The following is a 20296-nucleotide window of genomic DNA, read 5'->3' on the forward strand; positions in this document are numbered from 1 at the left end:
AGGCCGGGTAAGGCGAAGCCGCCACCCGGCAAAACAGTCTACTCCAGATCCGCCCCGTTACTCGCAATCACCTTTTTATACCACCAGAACGATTTCTTGCGTTTCCTGTCCAGTGTCCCGTTCCCGGCGTCGTCCCGGTCGACGTAAACAAAGCCGTAGCGCTTGCTCATCTCGCCCGTTGAAGCCGACACCAGGTCGATACAGCCCCAGGTGGTGTAGCCCATCAGCGGCACACCGTCCTCAATGGCATCACCCATCGCGCGGATATGCTCGCGCAGATAGCTGATGCGGTAGTCGTCGTTAATCTCGCCGTTTTCATCAATGACATCTTTCGCACCGAGACCGTTTTCCACCAGAAACAGTGGCTTCTGGTAGCGGTCGTACATCATGTTCATGGTGATGCGCAGGCCGAGCGGGTCAATGCCCCAGCCCCATTCACTCACCTGGATGTGCGGGTTGCGCAGGGATTTGACGATGTTTGCGGCGCTGGTGTTGCCCGCGTTCATATCTGCCGACGCGCAGCGCGAGGCGTAATAGCTGAACGAGACAAAATCGACGGTGTTTTTTAGCAGCGCATCGTCGCCAGGATCTTTCACAATTACCACGCCTTTGTCGCGGAATACGCGGGCAGAGTAGGCCGGGTAGCTCCCGCGTGCCTGCACATCGATAAAGAACAGGTTCTCGCGATCTTTCTCCAGTGCCATCCACACGTCTTCAGGTTTGCAGGAGTACGGATAGAAATTCCCACCCGCCAGCATGCAGCCGACCTGGTTTTCCGGGTTTACCTCGTGGGCGATTTTGGTCGCCAGCGCGCTCGCCACCAGCTCGTGGTGTGCGGCCTGATATTTCACCTGATCTTCGTTCTCGCCTTCTTCAAATACCAGACCCGCGCCAGAGAACGGACTGTGCAACATGATATTGATTTCATTGAAGGTCAGCCAGTATTTCACCAGACCATTAAATTCCTCGAAACAGGTGCGGGCGTAACGAGCGAAGAAATCGACCATTTTGCGGTTGCGCCAGGAGCCGTACTCCGTCACCAGATGCATCGGTACGTCGAAGTGACACAGGGTGACCAGCGGCTCGATGTTGTACTTTTTGCACTCTTCAAACACCGCGCGGTAGAAGGCAATACCTTCTTTATTGGGCAGCGGCTCATCACCATTTGGATAGAGGCGGCTCCAGGCAATTGAGGTGCGGAACACTGTAAACCCCATCTCCGCCATCAGGGCGATGTCTTCTTTGTAGCGATGATAGAAATCAATCGCCTCATGGCTTGGGTAAAACTCGTCGTCACGCAACGAAAACCGCTTTTCCTTACCGACCTTTACCGCCAGGCGATTCGCGCCGTGGGGGATCATATCGACCGTTGTGAGTCCTTTGCCGCCTTCGCGGTAAGCGCCTTCACTCTGGTTGGCGGCAAGCGCGCCGCCCCATAAAAATCCTTGTGGAAAAACAGACATTCTTACCTCACTCTCAATTTATGCTTTTGCTGCTTTGCTCTGAACCGGGGCACTCTGGAGAGCGCGCGCTTTTTCAGCATCGTCTTCGACCGGAATATCTTCAAAACCTAATATCAGGGTCAGAACGAACGACAGCACTACCGCCAGCGCCATGACACCGAACACCCAGACGATGGTCATCGGGTTCGCCGGGTCGAAGAACTGCACGCTGGTAAACAGCCCTGGTGCTGCCATCGAATGGCTGGCAAGTCCGGCAATGCCGGCCACCGCACCGCAGATAAAACCACTGATCAGGCTCGCAATCAGCGGACGTTTCAGTCGTACTGCTACACCGTACAGCGCGGGTTCAGAGATCCCCGCCATGATGGCAGAGGCTGCCGCCGCTAACGCCGTCTGGCGCAGTTCCGGGTTTTTGGTTTTCCAGGCTACCGCCAGAGACGAACCGCCAAGGGAGAGGTTGGCGCCGATTTCCGACGGCATGACCATCCCTTCTTTGCCCGTTTCGGCAATGGTCTGGATGATGGTTGGCGTAAAGACGCGGTGCATCCCGGTCATCACCAGCAGCGGCCAGAGTGCTCCCATGATCGCCACGGAGAGCCAGCCCAGATAACCGTGAATGGTGTAAACCAGCGCGGAGATGGCGCTACCGATCCAGATCCCCAGCGGCCCAATCAGCACAATGGCGAGCGGGGCGGCAATCAGCACGATCAGCATCGGTTTGAGGAAGTTTTTGGTCACCGCCGGAGTAATGCGATCAACCCAGCGTTCGATGTACGACAGGCACCAGGTCATCACCAGCGCTGGGATCACGGTGTAGGTGTATTTCACCGCCGTCACCGGAATAAAGGCGAACTCAACGTGCTCGCCCTGCGCGGCTTTCGCCATCAACTCGATAAAGCTCGGATGCACCAGCACGCCCGCGATGGCAATCGCCAGTGACATGTTAGTTTTGAATTTCACCGCTGCCGAGGCCGCCACCATCAGCGGCAGGAAGAAGAAGGCGCCGTCGCCGATGACGGTCAGAATGGTCAGTGTCGGCGCGCCTTTTGGCAGCACGCCGGTCATCTCAAGGATCATCGCCAACAGTTTAACCATCGAGCCACCGATGATCGCCGGGATCAGCGGCGACATGGTGCCGATGAGTGCATCGAGGATCCCGGCCCCAATGCGGCGCAATGTCAATTTCTGCGGACCTTCCGGTAATGCAGGTTGCAGGTCGGTTGGCAGCAGGCTGACTACCTCGCGGTAGGCCTGAGAAACAGTGTTGCCAATGATCACCTGACACTGGTTGTCGTTGCGCACTACGCCGAGCACGCCGCTAATGCTTTTCAGACGCGCAGCGTCGGTGAGGCTTTCGTCTTTCAGGACGAAGCGCAGACGCGTCATACAGTGGGTGACGGCGACGATGTTCTCTTTGCCGCCCAGCGCGCTGACGACATCATTCGCCAGCGCAGCGTAATTTTTGGCCATCGGATGAGATCCTGTTATCGTTGTGAGAAATGTAGGAAACCGGTTCCACATAATCATCATGAGTTTCTTTGAATGAAACAAGATCACATTCTGACCATTTTTTCATTTCGTGATAATGATCACCGAGCGGTGCGAAAAGCGTGATTTCACCGCTGCGACAATTTTTCTGCAGTGCAGTACACTGCGCTCCATCAGTTTCAGACGGAATAACAAGATGACCACGATGCTTGAAGTGGCGAAGCGGGCAGGCGTTTCGAAAGCAACGGTATCCCGGGTGCTGTCGGGAAATGGCTATGTCAGCCAGGAGACCAAAGACCGGGTGTTTCAGGCCATTGAAGAGAGCGGCTATCGCCCGAATTTACTGGCGCGCAACCTGGCGACCAAACGCACCCAGACGCTGGGGTTGGTGGTGACAAATACCCTGTATCACGGCGTCTACTTTAGCGAACTGCTGTTTAACGCCGCGCGGATGACAGAAGAAAAAGGGCGGCAGCTGATCCTGGCTGATGGCAAGCATAGCGCCGATGAAGAGCGTGAGGCGATCCAGTATTTACTCGATATGCGTTGCGATGCGGTGATTATCTATCCGCGTTTCCTGAGCGTGGATGAGATGGATGAGATCGTCGAGAAGTGTGAGCAACCGATTATGGTGCTCAACCGTCGCTTGCGGAAAAACAGCAGCCACAGTGTCTGGTCCGATCATAAAGCCTCCTGTCAGGAGGCGGTGTCGCAGCTAATTGAGAAAGGGCACAGAGAGATTGCATTTATCACGGGTTCGCTGGATTCACCCACCGGGGTTGAACGTCTCTCCGGCTATAAGGACGCACTGGTTCAGCACGGTATTCCGCTCCACGAAGGACTGATTGCGCAGGGTAAGTGGAACCCCGCGAGCGGCGCGGCGGCGGTGTCCGAACTGCTTGCTCGCGGCGAACGTTTTACGGCGCTGGTGGCGAGTAATGACGATATGGCAATCGGTGCCATGAAGCAACTGCACGACAGCGGCGTGGCCACCCCGGACGCGGTATCGGTGATCGGTTTTGACGACGTGGCCATCGCGCCTTATATCGTACCGTCGCTTTCCAGCGTTCGCATCCCGGTGACGGAGATGATCAAAGAAACCATCAGCCGCCTGATCTTTATGCTCGACGGCGGTGAGTTTAAATATCAGCAAACGTTCTCCGGTGAGCTTGTCCTGCGCGACTCCGTCATTGACGGCCCTCACCGTTGATGTCGACAGCTGTCATCGTCAGAAGTGACGATGACAGTGCCAGTGTCATTTTTAAATTCATTTAAAATCAATGCGATAATAATTGGCACGGTTTATGAATATCTCCGCGCATAACAGTAATGCTGGAGAAGCAGATGAACCGTTTTATTATGGCCGATGCCAGTAAGTGCATTGGTTGCCGTACCTGTGAAGTGGCGTGCGTGGTTTCCCATCAGGCAGAGCAAGATTGCGCGTCGCTTACCCCTGACACATTTTTGCCGCGCATCCATGTCATTAAAGGCGTGAATATTTCCACCGCCGCCATCTGTCGTCAGTGCGAAGATGCACCGTGCGCGAATGTCTGTCCGAACGGGGCGATTAAACGCGAAAAAGGGTTTGTGCACGTCATGCAGGAGCGCTGCATCGGCTGTAAAACCTGCGTGGTTGCCTGCCCGTATGGCGCGATGGAAGTGGTTGTCCGTCCGGTTGTGCGTAACAGCGGTATGGGGCTGAATGTGCGCACGGACAAAGCCGAAGCCAACAAGTGTGACCTCTGCTACCACCGTGAAGCGGGCCCGGCCTGCATGGAAGCCTGCCCGACACACGCCCTGGTGTGTGTTGATCGCGAAAAGCTCGAACAGATGAGTGCGGAAAAACGCCGTCGTGCGGTGTTCGATACCTCTTCATCTCTGCTGTTCTGATCCGTCATGTGCAGTAACGGCGTACAGTTGCGCGTGCGTGGCAAAGTGCAGGGCGTGGGATTTCGTCCCTTCGTCTGGCAACTGGCGCAGTCGCTTCAGTTGACCGGTGACGTCTGCAATGACGGAGAGGGCGTGCTGGTGCGGCTCGCGGGTAATGGGGGGGCCTTTACCGCGAGACTGCGCCAGGACTGCCCGCCACTGGCGCGTATCGACGCGATCGACACACAGCCCTTCACCTGGAGGCGTGTGCCGGAAAAATTTACTATCCGTCACAGCGCGGGTGGGACGATGGACACCCATATTGTGCCGGATGCCGCCACTTGTCCGGCGTGCCTGGCTGAGATGCGCGATCCCCGTGAACGCCGTTATCGCTATCCGTTTATCAACTGCACCCACTGTGGTCCGCGTTTTACCATCATTCGCGCTATGCCTTATGACCGCCCGTCCACGTCGATGGCGACATTCCCGCTGTGCGAGCCGTGTGAAACGGAGTATCGCAACCCCGCAGACCGCCGTTTTCATGCGCAACCCGTCGCCTGTCCGGACTGCGGGCCGGAGCTGGAATGGCGTGCGGGAGACATCATTACTACCCGCGAGTCTGCGTTAAGCGCAGCGGTAGAGATGCTGAAAAACGGCGGCATTGTTGCCATCAAAGGGTTAGGGGGTTTTCACCTCGCCTGTGATGCGCTCAATCCGCAGGCGGTCGCGTTACTTCGATCACGCAAACAGCGTCCTGCGAAGCCGCTGGCCGTGATGATCCCGCAGGCGAAAGCGCTGCCGACGGCGATTCAGGCGCTGTTATGCTCACCCGCAGCCCCCATTGTGCTCACGCCAAAGGTGTGGCTGCCCGTGTTGCCCGACGAGATAGCGCCTGGCCTGGACTCGGTAGGCATCATGCTGCCCGCAAACCCGCTGCAACATTTGCTCATGCTCGACTGTCAGCGTCCGCTGGTGATGACCTCCGGCAACCTCAGCGGCAAACCGCCCGCTATCAGTAATCAGCAGGCGCTGTACGAGCTTGGGGAGATTGCTGACGGTTTTCTGCTCCACAACCGCGACATTGTGCAGCGGATGGATGATTCGGTCTTGCTTCAGGACGGGACAATGCTGCGCCGTGCACGCGGGTTTGTACCGGATGCCATCACGTTGCCTGCAGGTTTTCGCAATATCCCCGCCATGTTATGTACAGGTAGCGAGATGAAAAATACTTTCTGTCTGGTGCGCGGGAACCAGGCCGTACTGAGCCAGCATTTTGGCGATCTCAGTGACGAGGGTGTCGAAGCCCAGTGGCGTTCGGCACTGGCGGTGATGCAGCAGATCTACACCTTTCAACCGGAGCGTGTGGTGTGCGATGTCCATCCGGGTTACCACACCCGACAATGGGCACACGAGCAGGCGTTGCCGGTCGACACTGTGTTGCACCATCACGCACACGCGGCGGCGTGCCTGGCTGAAAACGGCTGGCCGCTCGACGGTGGCGATGTTATCGCGTTGACGCTGGATGGGATCGGCATGGGCGAGAACGGTGCGCTGTGGGGTGGGGAATGTCTGCGGGTGAACTACTGCGACTGCGAGCATCTCGGCGGGTTGCCTGCCGTTGCGCTACCGGGAGGCGATCTCGCAGCCCTGCAACCGTGGCGAAATCTGCTGGCCCACTGTCTGGCGTTTGTGCCTGACTGGCAGCACTACCCGGAAACGCGGGCGGTACAGCGCCAAAACTGGCCGTTGCTGGCGACAGCAATCGGGCGTGGCGTCAATGCGCCGCTGGCCTCGTCATGCGGAAGGCTTTTCGATGCAATCGCCTGCGCGCTGGGCATAGAAACGCAACGCTACGAAAGTGAAGCGGCTTGCCGCCTGGAAGCACTGGCTTCGCAGTGTGACGGCGTAGTGCACCCGGTCACACTGTCGGTGGATAATCTCTCCCTCTTCTGGCAGCAATGGCTGAACTGGCAGGCGGAGCCCTGCGCGCGCGCATGGGCGTTTCACGATGCGCTGGCAAAAGGGTTGGCGCAATTAGTCACAGTGCATGCCACGCGTTTATCACTTTCCACGGTGTGCTTCAGCGGTGGGGTGTTACACAACCGCCTGCTGCGTGCGCGTCTGCGTCATTATCTTTCTGACTTTACGCTTCTTTTTCCTTCGCGCCTGCCCGCAGGTGACGGAGCGATCTCCTTCGGGCAGGCGGTAGTCGCCGCCGCCCGGTCATGTTCACAAAGGACTTAAAATGTTACGACTCTTACGCAATGAACCTCGCGCCGCGCTTCTGCTTCTGGCTCTGGTAATGGCAAACCTGCTGGCCTGGGGATGGGCATGGCAAACCTTCAGTGGCAGCACTGCGTTGATGGCGGCAAGCCTGCTTGCCTGGTGTTACGGACTTCGCCATGCGGTGGATGCCGACCACATTGCGGCTATTGATACTGTCACGCGTAAGATGATGCAGCAGGGCAAACGCCCATCCGGCGTAGGGGCCTGGTTCTCGCTGGGACATTCCACCATCGTGGTGCTGGCCTCCATTGCCATTGCTGCCACCGCTACGGCGTTTCAGAAGAATATGGCATGGTTTCACGAGACAGGGAGTCTGATTGGAACAGCCGTTTCCGCGACTTTCCTGCTGGCGATGGCGCTGGTCAATATGGTGATTTTACGCGGCGTCTGGCGCAGTTTTCAGGCGCTGAAAAAGGGGCGCGCGACAACCAGTGACGTGGAGCTACCTGCACAGGGCGGCGTCATGAACTGGTTATTTGGCGCAACCTTCCGCCTCGTCAGCAAAAGCTGGCAGATGTACCTGGTCGGTTTCCTGTTTGGTCTGGGGTTTGATACTGCCACCGAGATTGGCGTGTTGGGGATCTCTGCCGCCAGCGCATCTCATGGCATGTCCGTGTGGTCAATCATGATCTTCCCCGCGCTCTTTGCCAGCGGCATGGCGCTGGTCGATACTCTCGACAATTTGTTGATGGTTGGTGCTTACGGATGGGCGTTTAACAAACCGCAACGTAAGCTCTACTACAACATGACCATTACCGGGACATCTGTGGTGGTGGCGCTGTTTATTGGTGGGCTGGAAGCGCTGGGTTTGCTGATGGATAAATTCGCCCTCAGCGGCGGCGTCTGGGATGTGATTGGCGCGGTAAACGACAATCTGGGCAACGCCGGATTTGTGGTGGTCGGGCTGTTTGTCGCCTGCTGGCTGATCTCCATGGTCAACTACCGCTGGCGCGGCTACGACGCGCTGGTCGTGCGCTCCTGAGCCGACGGCAGCCAGGCGCGGGTGAAATCAAGCCAGCCGCTGGCGGTCAGCGCTATGTCCTGCACGTTTTCCAGGGTGTTGAGGCGATAGCGGTAGTGGAACAGCGGCGTGCAGGCGCCGCTTTTTAGCAGGCGATGAAAGAAGGCGGGCAAGTGTGTTCTCAGCATTTCCTCGCTTTCGCAATACGCCATCAGCGTCTGCTTTGCGTTTTGCCATGCGCTCTCACCCAGCGCGGTGATCCACGCGGGCTCTTCAGTAAACCACTCTGCCAGTGCAAAGACCGGTACTTCACCGGCAAGATAATCCCCCAGTAAGATATCCGCTTGCGCCAGTGCGTCAGGCGCATGCCACTCTTCGCGATCTTTCCAGTGAACCGTGACGTCACAGCCACGCTTTTTCAGGCGCGTTTGCAGCATGCTGGCAAGATCGCACAGTACCGGCGTGTGATAGCAGACCAGTGAAAGGGCAGGTGGAAGCGTCACGTCAGCCGCTTCAGGATATGCGGGGGTCGTGATCCCGGGCAGTATTTCCGTGCGGGTTTCAACATCATCCCGGCGGATGAACTGCTGGTTAAGATGCTGGATTTCCTGGCGTAACCAGGCGGCCAGCGTTTTTGGTAACCGGGCATTCACCATCAGCCAGGAAAACCCACCGCTGGTGGTGGTGATGGACTCCTGGGCGTTTTCTCCTTTGCCAACGGTTATCCATGCCGGTTTTTCTGTTCCGGCGCGGGTTCGCCAGAACTCAATCGCATGCAGCAGGGGATGTGTCGCAAAGTACCACGGCTGACGCTCAAGGCGCAGGTAATGCGAGTGATGATGAGCAATCGCAAAGGGGCCTGCACCCACATTCGGTTGTTGCGGATGCGGCAAACGACAAACATGATGTGCGAGACGATGCGTTAGCATGGCATCTGGCGCATTTAGTGTGATCTCCAGACACCACGGCGCGACAAGCACCACCTTGCTCACGTGGGTGAGCCCCGAATTGCGTGCGGGATCGGCCAACAGCTGGTGCAGTGCGCCGAGAATATCTTCATCGCTGATCGCCTGTCCATTGTGCCAGTGCGCACCGCTGCGCAGGTAAAAGCGCCAGCGACGTTTGTCCTCAGAGGCATCCCAGTGGTGGGCTAAATCAGCCACCGGCTGCGGGTGGCCGGGGGTGTAGCGGGTCAGCCCCGCGTGAACCGCGCAGATAATATGCTGCTCGGCGCGGCGACGTTGCAGGGCGGGATGCAGCGACGTGAGCGGGCGATACCACGGAATGCGCAGCGTCGGCTGGTGCTTAAGCCATTTTCCGCCTAAAAACGGCGTGATGATGTGATGCAGGCTGGCCGGGTCGCCATCGGCCAGCTGCAGCGCGCTCTGGTAGTCCCCTTTTTCCAGGCAGGCATGCATCAGCGGTGCGCTGAGTTCGCTGGTGGTTGCCAGGCAGTGCAGGGTGGCGCGGTGCCCGCGCCCCGGTTGTGCGCTCCAGCTTAACCATCCGCTCCTGGTGAGCTGGCGCAGCAATGTGCGTGCATGGCGCTCACTGCACAACGCGACCCCGGCCACTTCCGCGATGGTCGTGGGCTTTGGCTCTGTGCCGTAGTGCTGATAAAGCCGTTGATACTGTCGGATTTTCTGAAGCTGACGCATGGCGGCATACCGGTAACAAAAGGAGAATGGTGAGAGTGTAGGGTGTTTTGCGGAATAAATAAGGGTGGGATATATAAAGTGTTCCTGTTTTATTCCCTCTCTGGTGAGAGAGGGAACAGGATTGTGCAGCGTCAGGCTTCGATCTGCGCCCGGATCTTCAGCACGATGTTTTCGGCCTGTGGGCCCAGAATCACCCGTTACCATGTCGTCGTCTTCGCGACCCGGCGTTTTCAGCTTGAATAAGCGAATCGCGAACGTGAATACTACAAAGTAGATGGCGAAGATGCATTTATGAGATAGGATTCCAAAAAGACTTAAATCACATCGGAAAATAATAGCTTTTATTTTAATGTGGAAGCAGGGAAGATAAAAATGTGATGCGACATAAATTAATTCTTATTATATTTCTCAGGTGAGTCATTCCTGAAATAAACAATGATGCATTCTATTTTTTGTTCCGGTTTTTGCTGGTGGCGCTTCATACATTTGCTGAAGGAGAAGCGCCGCCAGACCTTCAGTTATCACGTTTGCTTACCGGCATCATCAGCTCCCGCAGGCGCTCAATACGAGCTTCAGGACTCAGCCATAGCCAGCGAAATAAAATGTGCTCTGCTTTTCTGACCTGCTTAAAATAGTGAGCGAGATAGTTAAGCACTTCGGTGAAATGTGCCATGAAATACCCCTTTCGCGTTAATGTGTGTTCAGAGTAGATTGTTATTAGGGAATAAAACAGGGCAATGTTTTTCAGGTGTTCAGGTTTTAAGTATTGGTGGAAATAATAAATAAAGGATTGATAGCGATGATTTATCTGATTTGTATTTATTTTATGAATAAATTGCGTAAAAAAAAGCGTTTAGACTTTTGAAATTCGCCAACCTGCACCGGCTGGCGAAACGTCTCGGACTGAAGGGTTAGATAATCCCGGCCTGGTAGAAATCCTGCAGGTTGATGGCGCCGCACAGCTTGCCAGTGTCATCCACCACCGGCGCGGCGGTGATTTTGCGTTTCATCAGCACCTCTTTGGCCTCAATGGCGCGGCTGTCGGCGTTCAACGTCAGCCCGCCCTGGGTCATTGCTTCTGAAACCTGTGATTCCAGCTTGCCGCCGCCGACCAGCCAGCGACGCAGATCGCCGTCGGTAAATACACCTTTAACAAAGCTGTTGCTGTCACACACCGCGACCAGTCCCAGCCCGGTACGGCTGAGTTCCAGCATCGCGTCCATCACGCTGGTATCAAGTTTGACCTGCGGAATGGCATCGTCGGTGCGCATCAGGTGATGAACCTTATTGAGCAGGCGTGCCCCAAGTGCTCCCGCCGGATGCGAACGGGCGAAATCTTCTTCGTTAAAGCCGCGCGCCTGCATCACCGCCATCGCCAGCGCGTCGCCCATCATCAGCGTGTTAACGGTGCTGGAGGTGGGAGCGAGGTGCATCGGGCAGGCTTCGCGCTCAACGGAAATGTCCAGCGTGGCTTTGGCGGCCAGCGCCAGCGGCGAGCGGGATTTCCCGGTCATCGCCAGCAGAGCGACCGACTTTTCCTGCAGACGCGGAATGATGAGATCCAGCTCTTTGGCCGAACCGGAATAGGAGATAAACAGCATCACATCGCGGCTTTCGATCATCCCCAGATCGCCGTGCAGTGCTTCTGCCGGATGAACAAAAAAGGCCGGAGTACCGGTGCTGGCAAGCGTCGCAGCAATTTTCTTACCGATGTGACCCGACTTGCCGATCCCGGAGACAATCACCTTACCTTCGCACTGAATAATGGTGTTGGCCGCGCGAACAAAATCCTCGCCCAACCGCTCCGGCAGGCGGCTGGCTTCCTGTAGTTCCAGCATCAGGGTCTGGCGACCCGCGTTTAACAGAAAATCACTCATCTTTCTCTCCGGTTACGATCACATCGATGCCTTTCTCTTCCAGCGCTTTTTTGAACGCCGGGTCGATACCTGCGTCGGTAATCAGTTTGTCGACGCTTTCCAGGCTGCAAACGATATTGGGGCTTTTACGGCCAAACTTCGATGAGTCTGCCATCAGAATCACTTCCCGCGCGGCGTTACACATGGCCTTGCTGACGCTGAACACTTCGTTAAAGGTGGTCACCCCCGCGTTCAGGTCAATGCCGTCGGTGCCCATAAAGAGTTTATCAAAGCTGAAGTGGTCGAAGGCGTTCTCGGCCAGCTGGCCGTGGAACGACGCAGATTTCTTACGGAAGGTACCGCCCGGCATCAGAATGGTTTGCTCGCTGTCGAATTCAGAGAGAGCGTTGACGATGTGCAGGCTGTTGGTCATCACCGTGATGTTGTTAAAGCGGCTGAGCAGCGGGATCATCTGCAGGACGGTACTGCCTGCATCAAGAATGATGGAGTCGCCATCGTGGATAAATTTCACCGCCGCTTCGGCGATCAGCGCCTTCTGGTGGGTGTTGATCAGCGTTTTGTGATCGATAGGCGGGTCGGTTTCGTCCTTATTGAGCACCACACCGCCGTAAGTTCGAATGACGGCACCAGAGTTTTCGAGCAATACCAGATCCTTACGTATTGTCGTGCCGGTAGTGTCAAAGTAGTGGGCCAGATCGTCTACCGAGCATTTTCCCTGCTTCTGCAGATGCTCGAGAATAGCCGCCTGCCGCTGACGTGGTTTCATAGGCACTTCGTTCCTTAGGTTGCGAAATGATAATTTCGCAAGTCTATAGCTTTCACAACGAAATTATCCATGTTTCAGATTAAGCGCTAATGATAGTGCATTCTGACAGAGTGGATCATGGGGAAAGATCACATCAGGCTGCAATTCCTGCAACGACAGACCGTTAATCGCCTGGATTTTCGCCGGACGGGCGAAGACGGTCATGCCGCGCATGATGAGGGAATCGCAGACCTTGTCATCTTTATCCAGCGCAACGGCAACCACCACGCGTGGTTTGAAACGTCCACCAGAACGCCCGACGCCCACGCGGCCTTTCTGACACAACGCATCAAACGCACGGTTAAACTGATGGATTTGCCAGCCGCCGAAAGCCATCTGGCAGAGCCAGGCTAGGGCGGCGACGGTGATGAGTGCTGTGACCATATCGGCTCCTTGTTGTGTCCCCTCTCCCGGTGGGAGAGGGTTAGGGTGAGGGCATCAGCCTGCTCGATCAGAACATCACCTGCCCACCGGTGACGTTGATTGACTGCCCGGTGCAGTACGAGGCTTTCGAACTGGCGTAAAACAGCAGCATGTTCAGCACGTCCTGATAATCGCATCCGCGTTTGAGCGGCACTTTATCAATGTAATACTGTTCCACTTCTTCAGTTTTGATGCCGAGCTTGGCGGCATACTGTGGCAGCAGGGACTGGAACATTGGCGATTTCAGCAGGTTTCCGAGCATCAGCGAGTGCACGGTAATGCCATATTCGGCCAGATCCAGCGCCAGTGATTGCGTCAACCCGACGCCACCAAATTTCGCCGCGCTGTAACCGGAGTTGTGTTTGCTGCCCACTTTGCCCGATTTCGAGTTGATCTGAATGATACGTCCCTGAATGCCGTCGCGGATCATCAGGCGGGAAAACTCGCGGGCGCAGAGGAAATAACCCACCAGATTCACCTGCAGTGAGCGATCAAAATCCCCCAGAGCGAAATCGCTGATAAACGCTGCTTTCGCAATTCCCGCGCTGTAGACCAGCAGATCGGTGCGTCCAAAGATCTCGTCCACACCACGGGCAAGCGCCATCACGCTCTGTTCGCTGGTCGCGTCGGCACCAAACCCGTATGCCATTCCTTCACCAAACTCGGCATTGATGCTGTCCGCCACGCGGGCGGCTTTTTCACTCTGAATATCCACTACCGCCACGCGGTAACCCTCTGCGGCAAGCCCATGACAGAGGAACTCACCTAACGTTTGTCCCCCGCCAATGACAACGGCAACCTGACTCATATGTCTCTCCTTAATTACTCGAAAAATTTTAATGTGCAGCCTGGGATGACAGCCTGCGGAACCGGGCCCGCCACGTGAACCGTTCCGGGGTATTCCGCCTGCGACTGGCCGTCAAAACGCAGGGTGATATGGCCCAGCTCGCGCAGGTTTTGTTCGGCCACATCACCGACGGCGGTAACGGCATAGTGCATGTCACACAGTTCCAGTTGATTTCCCACCTTGAGCTCACCCTTTAGTTCGCCGTGGCAGTGGATAAAGCAAAACTCTTCGATATCCGCCGGTGCGCCCTCGCGAAAGGTAATCAGCATCTTGTCGCTCAGGGCCTCTGCTGCGCTCTGGCCGATGCGGGTAATGGTGGTTTGGTAAATCACGGTCATCGAAGAAACCTCTTATTGATAAATGAAGCCAGAGACAAACCAGGCAATCAGCACCGTGGGGGCGCCTGTCAGGAAGCGCCCCACCAGAACCGATGGCACGCCTACGCGTACGGTGTCCTGGCGCGCTTCGGCCAGCGATAACCCAACGGGAATGAAGTCGCACGCCGCCTGAGCGTTAATGGCAAACAGGGCGGGCAGAGCCAGGTGCGGGGGAATATTGCCCAGACCTATCTGCACACCAATCAGCACGCCGATCACCTGTGCAATGACCGCGCCCGGGCCGAGAAACGGTGACAGCAGTGGGAAGGAGCAGATCAGTGCCAGCGTAACCAACCCAAGCGGATGGCTGGCAAGTGGGGCGAGACCGTGGGCAATCCAGTCACCTAAACCGGAAGCCATGATGATGCCGATCAGCGCTGAGACGAATGCCATAAATGGCAGAATGGTTTTCAGCACGGTATCAATAGTGTCGCGCCCGGACTGGAACAGCACCGCCACGGCAGACCCCATGCCCATGCCGACTTTTGCCAGCAGACCATCGCTCTGCTCGGTGATTTTTTTGCTGGTGTCGTAATCACGTGGAGTGGCTTTTTGCGGGGCCGAAGAGCCACTCACCAGAGTGATGTTGTCCTCTTTCACGCCCGACACATAGATGTCTTCAAGGATGTACTGCGCCAACGGGCCTGACTTTCCGGTGGAGTGAATATTCACTGTCGGAATGCGACGCTTCGGATAGATGCCGCAGCGCAGCGTACCGCCGCAGTCGATTACCGCCACGCCGATTTCCGCTTCCGGTGGCTCACCCTCTTTAAAGCCATCGACCGATTCCCAGCCGGTCAGATCGCGTAGTTTGTCAACGATCGCCGGGCGTGTGCCTGCGGTGATGTAGACGATCTTTTTGCCTTCTGTGGCGTCGAACTCCAGTGGGCCGCCCCAGCCGCCCGTACCTTTCTCAATGCGGATCCGGTTCATGCTGTCGCTCCTCCGGAAAGATGGACTTTTTGCTCAAGCTGGATACCCATTTTTTTCTCGAAAATGGCGGTGGTGAGGTCCGTCACCCAGCCCCGGAAAAAGTTGGTAACCAGTCCGACCAGCAGATAGCTCACCGCAAGTGGTCCGAGCGGCAGGCCAAGAGTGGTAAGGCCGCTGGCGATCCCGAGGTAGACAAACAGCTCGCCGGGGTTGATGTGTGGGAACAGGCCATTCATTGAATGACAGCTGTAGGAGGCCGCTGCGTAGTAACTTGGTTTGTACTTTTCTGGCATAAAACGCCCGAGGCTTAAGGTCATCGGGTTGCAGAAAACGAAGGTACCGATGCAGGGCAATACCAGGTAGCGGGACAGTGGGTTGCCAGCACAACGCTGAGCAAAGCGTTCAATGCGTTGCTGGCCGATAAAGTTAATCAGCGCGTTCATGATGACCAGCAGGCTGATCAGCAGGGGCAGGATCCCGGTCACCATGCCGGTGAACACCTCTCCACCTTTCTGAAACAGCCCGATGAACCACTCGGCGCCGCTGGTGATGGTTTCTATCATTCTTCTCTCCTCAGGGCTTTGTTTGTATAACGGAGACTAATAATAATCACTTTGAAAGGTTTTAAAGTGTTAGTTAGATCTCACAATGAAAGAAAAATGTGTTATTTTGAAAGTTAATGGGTGTGGACAGGCATTTTTGGTTGAAAAATGCGCGAGTTTGCGTTGGGGAGCGTAAAGATTTGGTGGGGGCTGCGTGTACCGCTTCCTTGAGGTGTTGTGGATGCTTTACCATACTGGGTTCTTATCGAACCCGTTAAATGGATGTCTCATGTTCAAGCGTCGTTATGCAGCGTTGTTACCTGCGCTTATTCTGCTGTCTGCCTGTAGTAGCAAACCTAAGACCGAAGCCGTTCAGCAAACGGCAGGTGCGCCTTCCGGAGGATTCCTGCTGGAGCCGCAGCACAATATGATGCAGATGGGCGGCGACTTCGCGAATAACCCGGCGGCCGAGCAGTTCATTGATAAAATGGTGAGCAAACACGGCTTTGACAGACAACAACTGCACGAAATTTTGTCTCAGGCGAAGCGCCTGGATTACGTGTTGCGCCTGATGGACAGACAGGCACCGACGGCCCAGGTGCCGAGCGGGCCAAATGGTGCATGGTTGCGCTACCGCAAACAGTTTATTACCCCGGACAACGTGCAGAATGGCGTCGTGTTCTGGAATCAGTATGAGGATGCGCTGAACCGTGCGTGGCAGGTCTATGGCGTGCCACCGGAAATTATCGTCGGGATTATCGGCGTGGAAACCCGCTGGGGCCGCGTGATGGGCAAAACCCGCATCCTGGATGCGCTGGCGACACTGTCCTTTAACTACCCGCGCCGTGCCGAATATTTCTCTTCCGAGCTGGAAACCTTCCTGCTGATGGCGCGTAATGAGCAAGATGATCCGCTCGATCTGAAAGGTTCGTTTGCCGGTGCGATGGGTTATGGCCAGTTTATGCCTTCCTCCTATAAACAATACGCCGTCGACTTTAACGACGATGGTCACATCAACCTGTGGGATCCGGTGGATGCCATCGGTAGCGTGGCGAACTACTTCAAAGCGCACGGCTGGGTGTCAGGCGGACAGGTTGCGGTGCAGGCCAACGGCCAGGCGCCGGGGCTGGAAAACGGTTTTAAAACCAATTACAGCATTTCGCAGTTGGCAGCCGCAGGACTGACGCCAACGCAACCGCTGGGCAATGCGCAGCAGGCAAGTCTGCTGCGTCTGGATATCGGGACCGGTTATCAGTACTGGTACGGTCTGCCAAACTTCTACACCATCACCCGCTATAACCACAGTACCCACTATGCGATGGCCGTGTGGCAACTGGGGCTGGCGGTATCGCAGGCGCGTGTGCCTGCTGCGTCGCCGTTTAGTCAGTAACTCGTCTTATTCAGCCCTCTCCCTGTGGGAGAGGGCTGTGATAACCTCCAATTTCTCGCAGAAACATTTCGCCACACTCCCTTTTCAAACACGCCATTTACAACGCCAATACCTTTCATTATTGTTATGTTATAACATTATTGTGGGTGTCGAGATGTCAATTTCCCTTTTTTCGCTCTCTGCGCCGGTTCGCCTTTTGCTGGCGCTGGCCATTATTGTGTTTCTCAGCCTGGCGGTGTGCTGGGCGGTAGCATTGCCATGATCGTAATGAATGAACTGACCGCAGGTTATGAACGCCAGCCTGTCACGCGGCCGTTATCCGGCGTCATTGAACGCGGGAGTATGACCGCAATCGTGGGTGCCAACGGCTGCGGGAAATCGACGCTACTGAAAACGCTCGCAGGGTTTATCGCTCCCGTGGGCGGCAGTTTGCGCTGGCAGGGAAAGCGTCCGGTGATTGGCTGGCTGGCACAACGCCACGCGCTGGAGGCGCAATTTCCGTTGACCGTGCAGGATGTCGTCAGTATGGGGTGCTGGCCGGGCATTTCGCTTTTATCCGGCTTTCGTCGTGAAACACGCTTGCGGATTGCCGGTGCGATTGAGCGTGTAGGGCTGGAGTCAATGGCGCTGTCGACCATTGATGAGCTCTCCGGTGGCCAGTTTCAACGCATGCTTTTTGCCCGTGTACTGGTGCAACAGGCACCGCTGGTGATGCTTGATGAGCCTTTTACCGGCGTCGACGAAGCCACCTGCAACGTGTTGATGGATTTGATGCTGGAGATGTATATGCAGGGACAAACCTTGTTAGCGGTACTCCACGACAGTGAACGCGTCTCGCGCCACTTCCCGCAGACATTACGGCTGGATGCCGATATTCCCCAATGGAAAACCGAGCGGGTGAGGGTGGCATGATTTGGCAACTCTTTTTCCAGCCGTTTATCGAGTACGGCTTTATGCGTCGCGCACTGGTAGTTTGTCTGGCGCTGTCGGTCAGCACCACGGCGCTGGGGGTTTTTCTTCAGCTACGCAGGATGAGCCTGATGGGTGATGCCCTTTCTCACGCCATTTTGCCGGGTGTTGCCGTGGGATATTTGCTCAGCGGAATGTCGTTGCTGGCGATGAGTATCGGCGGTTTTATCGCCGGGATTGCTGTTGCACTGGTGGCCGGGCTGGTCAGTCGCCGCACGCCTCTCAAAGAAGATGCCAGTTTTGCCGGATTCTATCTGGGATCGCTGGCATTAGGTGTCACGCTGGTGTCGTTGCGTGGGTCGAATGTTGATCTGCTGCACCTGCTGTTTGGCTCTATTCTCGCCGTGGACAACGATGCCGCACTGTTTGTGGCTGGGGTTTGTATCTTCACGTTAATCGTACTGGCTATTTTTTATCGCGGGCTGGTGACAGAGGCGTTTGATACGGCGTGGTTGCAGGTGAATGCCCGTTGGTTACCCGGTCTGTTGCATGGCCTGTTTCTGGCGCTGCTGGTGCTTAACCTGGTGGCGGGCTTTCAGGTGCTTGGCACGCTGATGGCCGTCGGGTTGATGATGTTACCCGCCGTGGCCGCGCGATGCTGGGTGCGCACTCTACCTGGATTACTTCTGATGGCAGGGGTGAGCGGCATTTTCTGTGCATGGTTCGGGTTAAGCCTTTCCTGGGCTGTGAGCCTGCCTGCGGGGCCGTCTATTGTGCTCACCGCCAGCGCACTTTTCTTTATTTCTATTTTATTTGGCACGCGAAGCCAGCTCGCTGGCAGTCTGCGTGCGTTTTTTTAACGCAAGGGGAAACGATGAAACGTACAGGATTAGCAGTGGCGCTCGCGCTGGGGATGATGTCGCACGGCGTGATGGCGAAAACACTTAATGTGGTCACGAGTTTTTCAATTCTGGGGGATATCACCCAGGAGGTCGGTGGCGATCATGTGAAGGTGACGACGCTGGTCGGGCCGGACGGTGATCCGCACACCTTCGAACCCTCACCGAAAGACAGCGCAGCGCTCAGCAAGGCTGACGTGGTCGTCGTGAATGGGCTGGGGCTGGAGGGTTGGCTCGACCGTCTGGTGAAAGCCTCCGGATTCAAAGGCCAACTGGTAGTGGCTTCTTCGGGGGTGAAAACCCATACGCTTGACGAAGAGGGCAAAACCGTGACCGATCCGCATGCGTGGAATAGCGCGGCTAACGGGGCGCTGTATGCACAAAATATTCTCAACGGGCTGGTAAAAGCCGATCCAGAAGACAAAGCAGCACTGGAGGCCTCAGGGAAGCCGTATATCGCGCAACTGACTCAACTGGATAGCTGGGCCAAAACCCGCTTTAGCCAGATCCCGCAGGCGAAGCGTAACGTACTGACCAGTCATGACGCTTTCGGTTATTTCGGCCGGGCCTACGGTGTCACGTTTATGGCGCCACAGGGGCTCTCGTCAGAGAGCGAGGCCAGTGCGGCGCAGGTTGCTGAGATTATCAATCAGATTAAAGCGGACGGCGTGAAAACCTGGTTTATGGAAAACCAGCTCGACCCACGTCTGGTTAAACAGATTGCGTCAGCCACAGGCGCTCAGCCAGGGGGCGAACTCTACCCTGAAGCCCTGTCGGCAAAAGGTGGAGTGGCAGACACCTACGTTAAGGCGTTTCGCCACAATGTGAATACCCTTGCCGACAGCATGAAATAACATTATCCAGTGGCCGGTGCGCCCGCATCGGCTTTTTTCTGAAGCCCTCTCGTAAAACCTGAAGCGCATCCCCATATCTGACGAGAAAGTGCTATCTTGTGCTGCACGTTTTTCTGATGCCTGGAGCGAGAATGACTGACCATGAATTGATGCAGCTTAGCGAGATAGTTGGGCTGGCGCTTAAGCAACGTGGTGCGACAATCACCACTGCAGAATCCTGTACTGGCGGCTGGGTTGCGAAAGTGATTACCGATATCGCCGGCAGTTCCGCCTGGTTTGAACGTGGCTTTGTGACCTACAGTAACGAGGCTAAAGCGCAAATGATTGGCGTGCGTGAATCTACGCTGGAACAGCATGGCGCGGTCAGCGAACCGGTGGTGATTGAGATGGCGATTGGTGCGCTCAAAGAGGCGCGGGCGGATTATGCCATTTCAATCAGCGGCATCGCTGGCCCGGACGGCGGTAGCGACGTGAAGCCTGTCGGCACTGTCTGGTTTGGTTTTGCCACGTCCAAAGGTGAAGGGATCACCCGCCGGGAGTGTTTTAGCGGCGATCGCGAAAGCGTGCGCCGTCAGGCAACGGAATACGCGTTAAAAACGCTCTGGCAACAATTTCTACAAAACACTTGATACTGTATGACCATACAGTATAATTGCACCAACAGAACAGAAATCCACGGTGAAGCACAGTCGCTTCTCCCGGCATGACAGGAGTA

General features: G+C 56.1%; 20 protein-coding genes. 9 read left to right on the forward strand and 11 right to left on the reverse strand.

The window, feature by feature from the left end; translation table 11 throughout:
• Nucleotides 1-38 precede the first annotated feature (38 nt).
• Together HED65_RS11265 and ascF are read right to left on the reverse strand one after the other, a co-directional pair.
• The gene (locus HED65_RS11265) at nucleotides 39-1463 is read right to left on the reverse strand and encodes a 6-phospho-beta-glucosidase (RefSeq protein WP_114978646.1); all 1425 of its coding nucleotides are present in this window, start codon (nucleotides 1461-1463) and stop codon (nucleotides 39-41) included.
• Nucleotides 1464-1481: 18 nt separating this feature from the next.
• Nucleotides 1482-2933: a PTS cellobiose/arbutin/salicin transporter subunit IIBC gene (gene ascF / locus HED65_RS11270; protein WP_114978647.1), complete on the reverse strand. Its 1452-nt coding sequence runs from the start codon at nucleotides 2931-2933 to the stop codon at nucleotides 1482-1484.
• A 214-nt stretch (nucleotides 2934-3147) separates the two neighbouring features.
• On the opposite strand from ascF, the gene HED65_RS11275 reads away from it, so the two are divergent.
• The 4 genes from HED65_RS11275 (at nucleotide 3148) to HED65_RS11290 (ending at nucleotide 8088) form a co-directional block, all read left to right on the forward strand.
• The gene (locus HED65_RS11275) at nucleotides 3148-4161 is read left to right on the forward strand and encodes a LacI family DNA-binding transcriptional regulator (protein ID WP_114978648.1); all 1014 of its coding nucleotides are present in this window, start codon (nucleotides 3148-3150) and stop codon (nucleotides 4159-4161) included.
• A gap of 134 nt (nucleotides 4162-4295) precedes the next feature.
• The gene (hydN, locus tag HED65_RS11280; RefSeq protein ID WP_114978649.1) at nucleotides 4296-4841 is read left to right on the forward strand and encodes an electron transport protein HydN; all 546 of its coding nucleotides are present in this window, start codon (nucleotides 4296-4298) and stop codon (nucleotides 4839-4841) included.
• Between the two features lie 6 nt (nucleotides 4842-4847).
• Entirely contained in the window at nucleotides 4848-7064 is a 2217-nt protein-coding gene (gene hypF / locus HED65_RS11285; protein ID WP_114978650.1) for a carbamoyltransferase HypF, read from the forward strand.
• A gap of 1 nt (nucleotide 7065) precedes the next feature.
• Nucleotides 7066-8088 carry a HoxN/HupN/NixA family nickel/cobalt transporter gene (locus HED65_RS11290; protein WP_114978651.1) on the forward strand — a complete coding sequence of 341 codons (1023 nt, stop codon included), beginning with the start codon at nucleotides 7066-7068 and terminating at the stop codon, nucleotides 8086-8088.
• Here the strand turns inward: HED65_RS11290 and HED65_RS11295 are convergent.
• The 9 genes from HED65_RS11295 to srlA form a co-directional block, all read right to left on the reverse strand.
• Nucleotides 8061-9725 carry an SgrR family transcriptional regulator gene (locus HED65_RS11295; RefSeq protein WP_114978731.1) on the reverse strand — a complete coding sequence of 555 codons (1665 nt, stop codon included), beginning with the start codon at nucleotides 9723-9725 and terminating at the stop codon, nucleotides 8061-8063. The two genes, HED65_RS11290 and HED65_RS11295, sit on opposite strands and share 28 nt — an antisense overlap.
• A gap of 514 nt (nucleotides 9726-10239) precedes the next feature.
• Nucleotides 10240-10398, reverse strand: a complete 159-nt coding sequence (locus HED65_RS11300) for a hypothetical protein (RefSeq protein WP_168112390.1) — start codon at nucleotides 10396-10398, stop codon at nucleotides 10240-10242.
• Nucleotides 10399-10636: 238 nt separating this feature from the next.
• A complete protein-coding gene (gutQ, locus tag HED65_RS11305) occupies nucleotides 10637-11602 on the reverse strand; it encodes an arabinose-5-phosphate isomerase GutQ (RefSeq protein ID WP_114978652.1) in 966 nt (321 codons plus the stop codon).
• Nucleotides 11595-12368, reverse strand: a complete 774-nt coding sequence (gene srlR / locus HED65_RS11310) for a glucitol operon DNA-binding transcriptional repressor SrlR (RefSeq protein WP_114978653.1) — start codon at nucleotides 12366-12368, stop codon at nucleotides 11595-11597. Before srlR ends, gutQ begins: the two co-directional genes overlap by 8 nt.
• A 63-nt stretch (nucleotides 12369-12431) precedes the next feature.
• Nucleotides 12432-12791 carry a transcriptional regulator GutM gene (gutM, locus tag HED65_RS11315; protein WP_114978654.1) on the reverse strand — a complete coding sequence of 120 codons (360 nt, stop codon included), beginning with the start codon at nucleotides 12789-12791 and terminating at the stop codon, nucleotides 12432-12434.
• A gap of 67 nt (nucleotides 12792-12858) precedes the next feature.
• Nucleotides 12859-13638 (reverse strand): sorbitol-6-phosphate dehydrogenase, encoded by a 780-nt coding sequence (gene srlD / locus HED65_RS11320; protein ID WP_114978655.1) that lies wholly within the window; start codon nucleotides 13636-13638, stop codon nucleotides 12859-12861.
• Between the two features lie 14 nt (nucleotides 13639-13652).
• The gene (gene srlB / locus HED65_RS11325) at nucleotides 13653-14015 is read right to left on the reverse strand and encodes a PTS glucitol/sorbitol transporter subunit IIA (protein WP_114978656.1); all 363 of its coding nucleotides are present in this window, start codon (nucleotides 14013-14015) and stop codon (nucleotides 13653-13655) included.
• A gap of 12 nt (nucleotides 14016-14027) precedes the next feature.
• A complete protein-coding gene (gene srlE / locus HED65_RS11330; protein ID WP_114978657.1) occupies nucleotides 14028-14987 on the reverse strand; it encodes a PTS glucitol/sorbitol transporter subunit IIB in 960 nt (319 codons plus the stop codon).
• Nucleotides 14984-15550 (reverse strand): PTS glucitol/sorbitol transporter subunit IIC, encoded by a 567-nt coding sequence (gene srlA, locus HED65_RS11335; RefSeq protein WP_114978658.1) that lies wholly within the window; start codon nucleotides 15548-15550, stop codon nucleotides 14984-14986. The genes srlE and srlA overlap by 4 nt, the downstream gene beginning before the upstream one ends.
• Before the next feature lie 268 nt (nucleotides 15551-15818).
• Between srlA and mltB the strand changes: the two genes are divergently transcribed.
• The 5 genes from mltB (at nucleotide 15819) to pncC (ending at nucleotide 20210) form a co-directional block, all read left to right on the forward strand.
• On the forward strand, nucleotides 15819-16919 hold the full coding sequence (mltB, locus tag HED65_RS11340) for a lytic murein transglycosylase B (protein ID WP_168112391.1): 1101 nt from the start codon (nucleotides 15819-15821) through the stop codon (nucleotides 16917-16919).
• Nucleotides 16920-17177: 258 nt separating this feature from the next.
• Nucleotides 17178-17831 (forward strand): metal ABC transporter ATP-binding protein, encoded by a 654-nt coding sequence (locus tag HED65_RS11345; protein ID WP_114978660.1) that lies wholly within the window; start codon nucleotides 17178-17180, stop codon nucleotides 17829-17831.
• Nucleotides 17828-18688, forward strand: a complete 861-nt coding sequence (locus tag HED65_RS11350; RefSeq protein WP_114978661.1) for a metal ABC transporter permease — start codon at nucleotides 17828-17830, stop codon at nucleotides 18686-18688. The genes HED65_RS11345 and HED65_RS11350 overlap by 4 nt, the downstream gene beginning before the upstream one ends.
• A 14-nt stretch (nucleotides 18689-18702) precedes the next feature.
• Nucleotides 18703-19581: a metal ABC transporter substrate-binding protein gene (locus HED65_RS11355; RefSeq protein WP_114978662.1), complete on the forward strand. Its 879-nt coding sequence runs from the start codon at nucleotides 18703-18705 to the stop codon at nucleotides 19579-19581.
• Between the two features lie 131 nt (nucleotides 19582-19712).
• Nucleotides 19713-20210, forward strand: coding sequence for a nicotinamide-nucleotide amidase (pncC, locus tag HED65_RS11360; protein ID WP_049006085.1), 498 nt, complete (start codon nucleotides 19713-19715; stop codon nucleotides 20208-20210).
• Nucleotides 20211-20296: the final 86 nt, after the last annotated feature.

Origin of the sequence: Pantoea sp. LS15 (genome assembly GCF_012241585.1) — a bacterium.
GTDB lineage: Bacteria > Pseudomonadota > Gammaproteobacteria > Enterobacterales > Enterobacteriaceae > Enterobacter.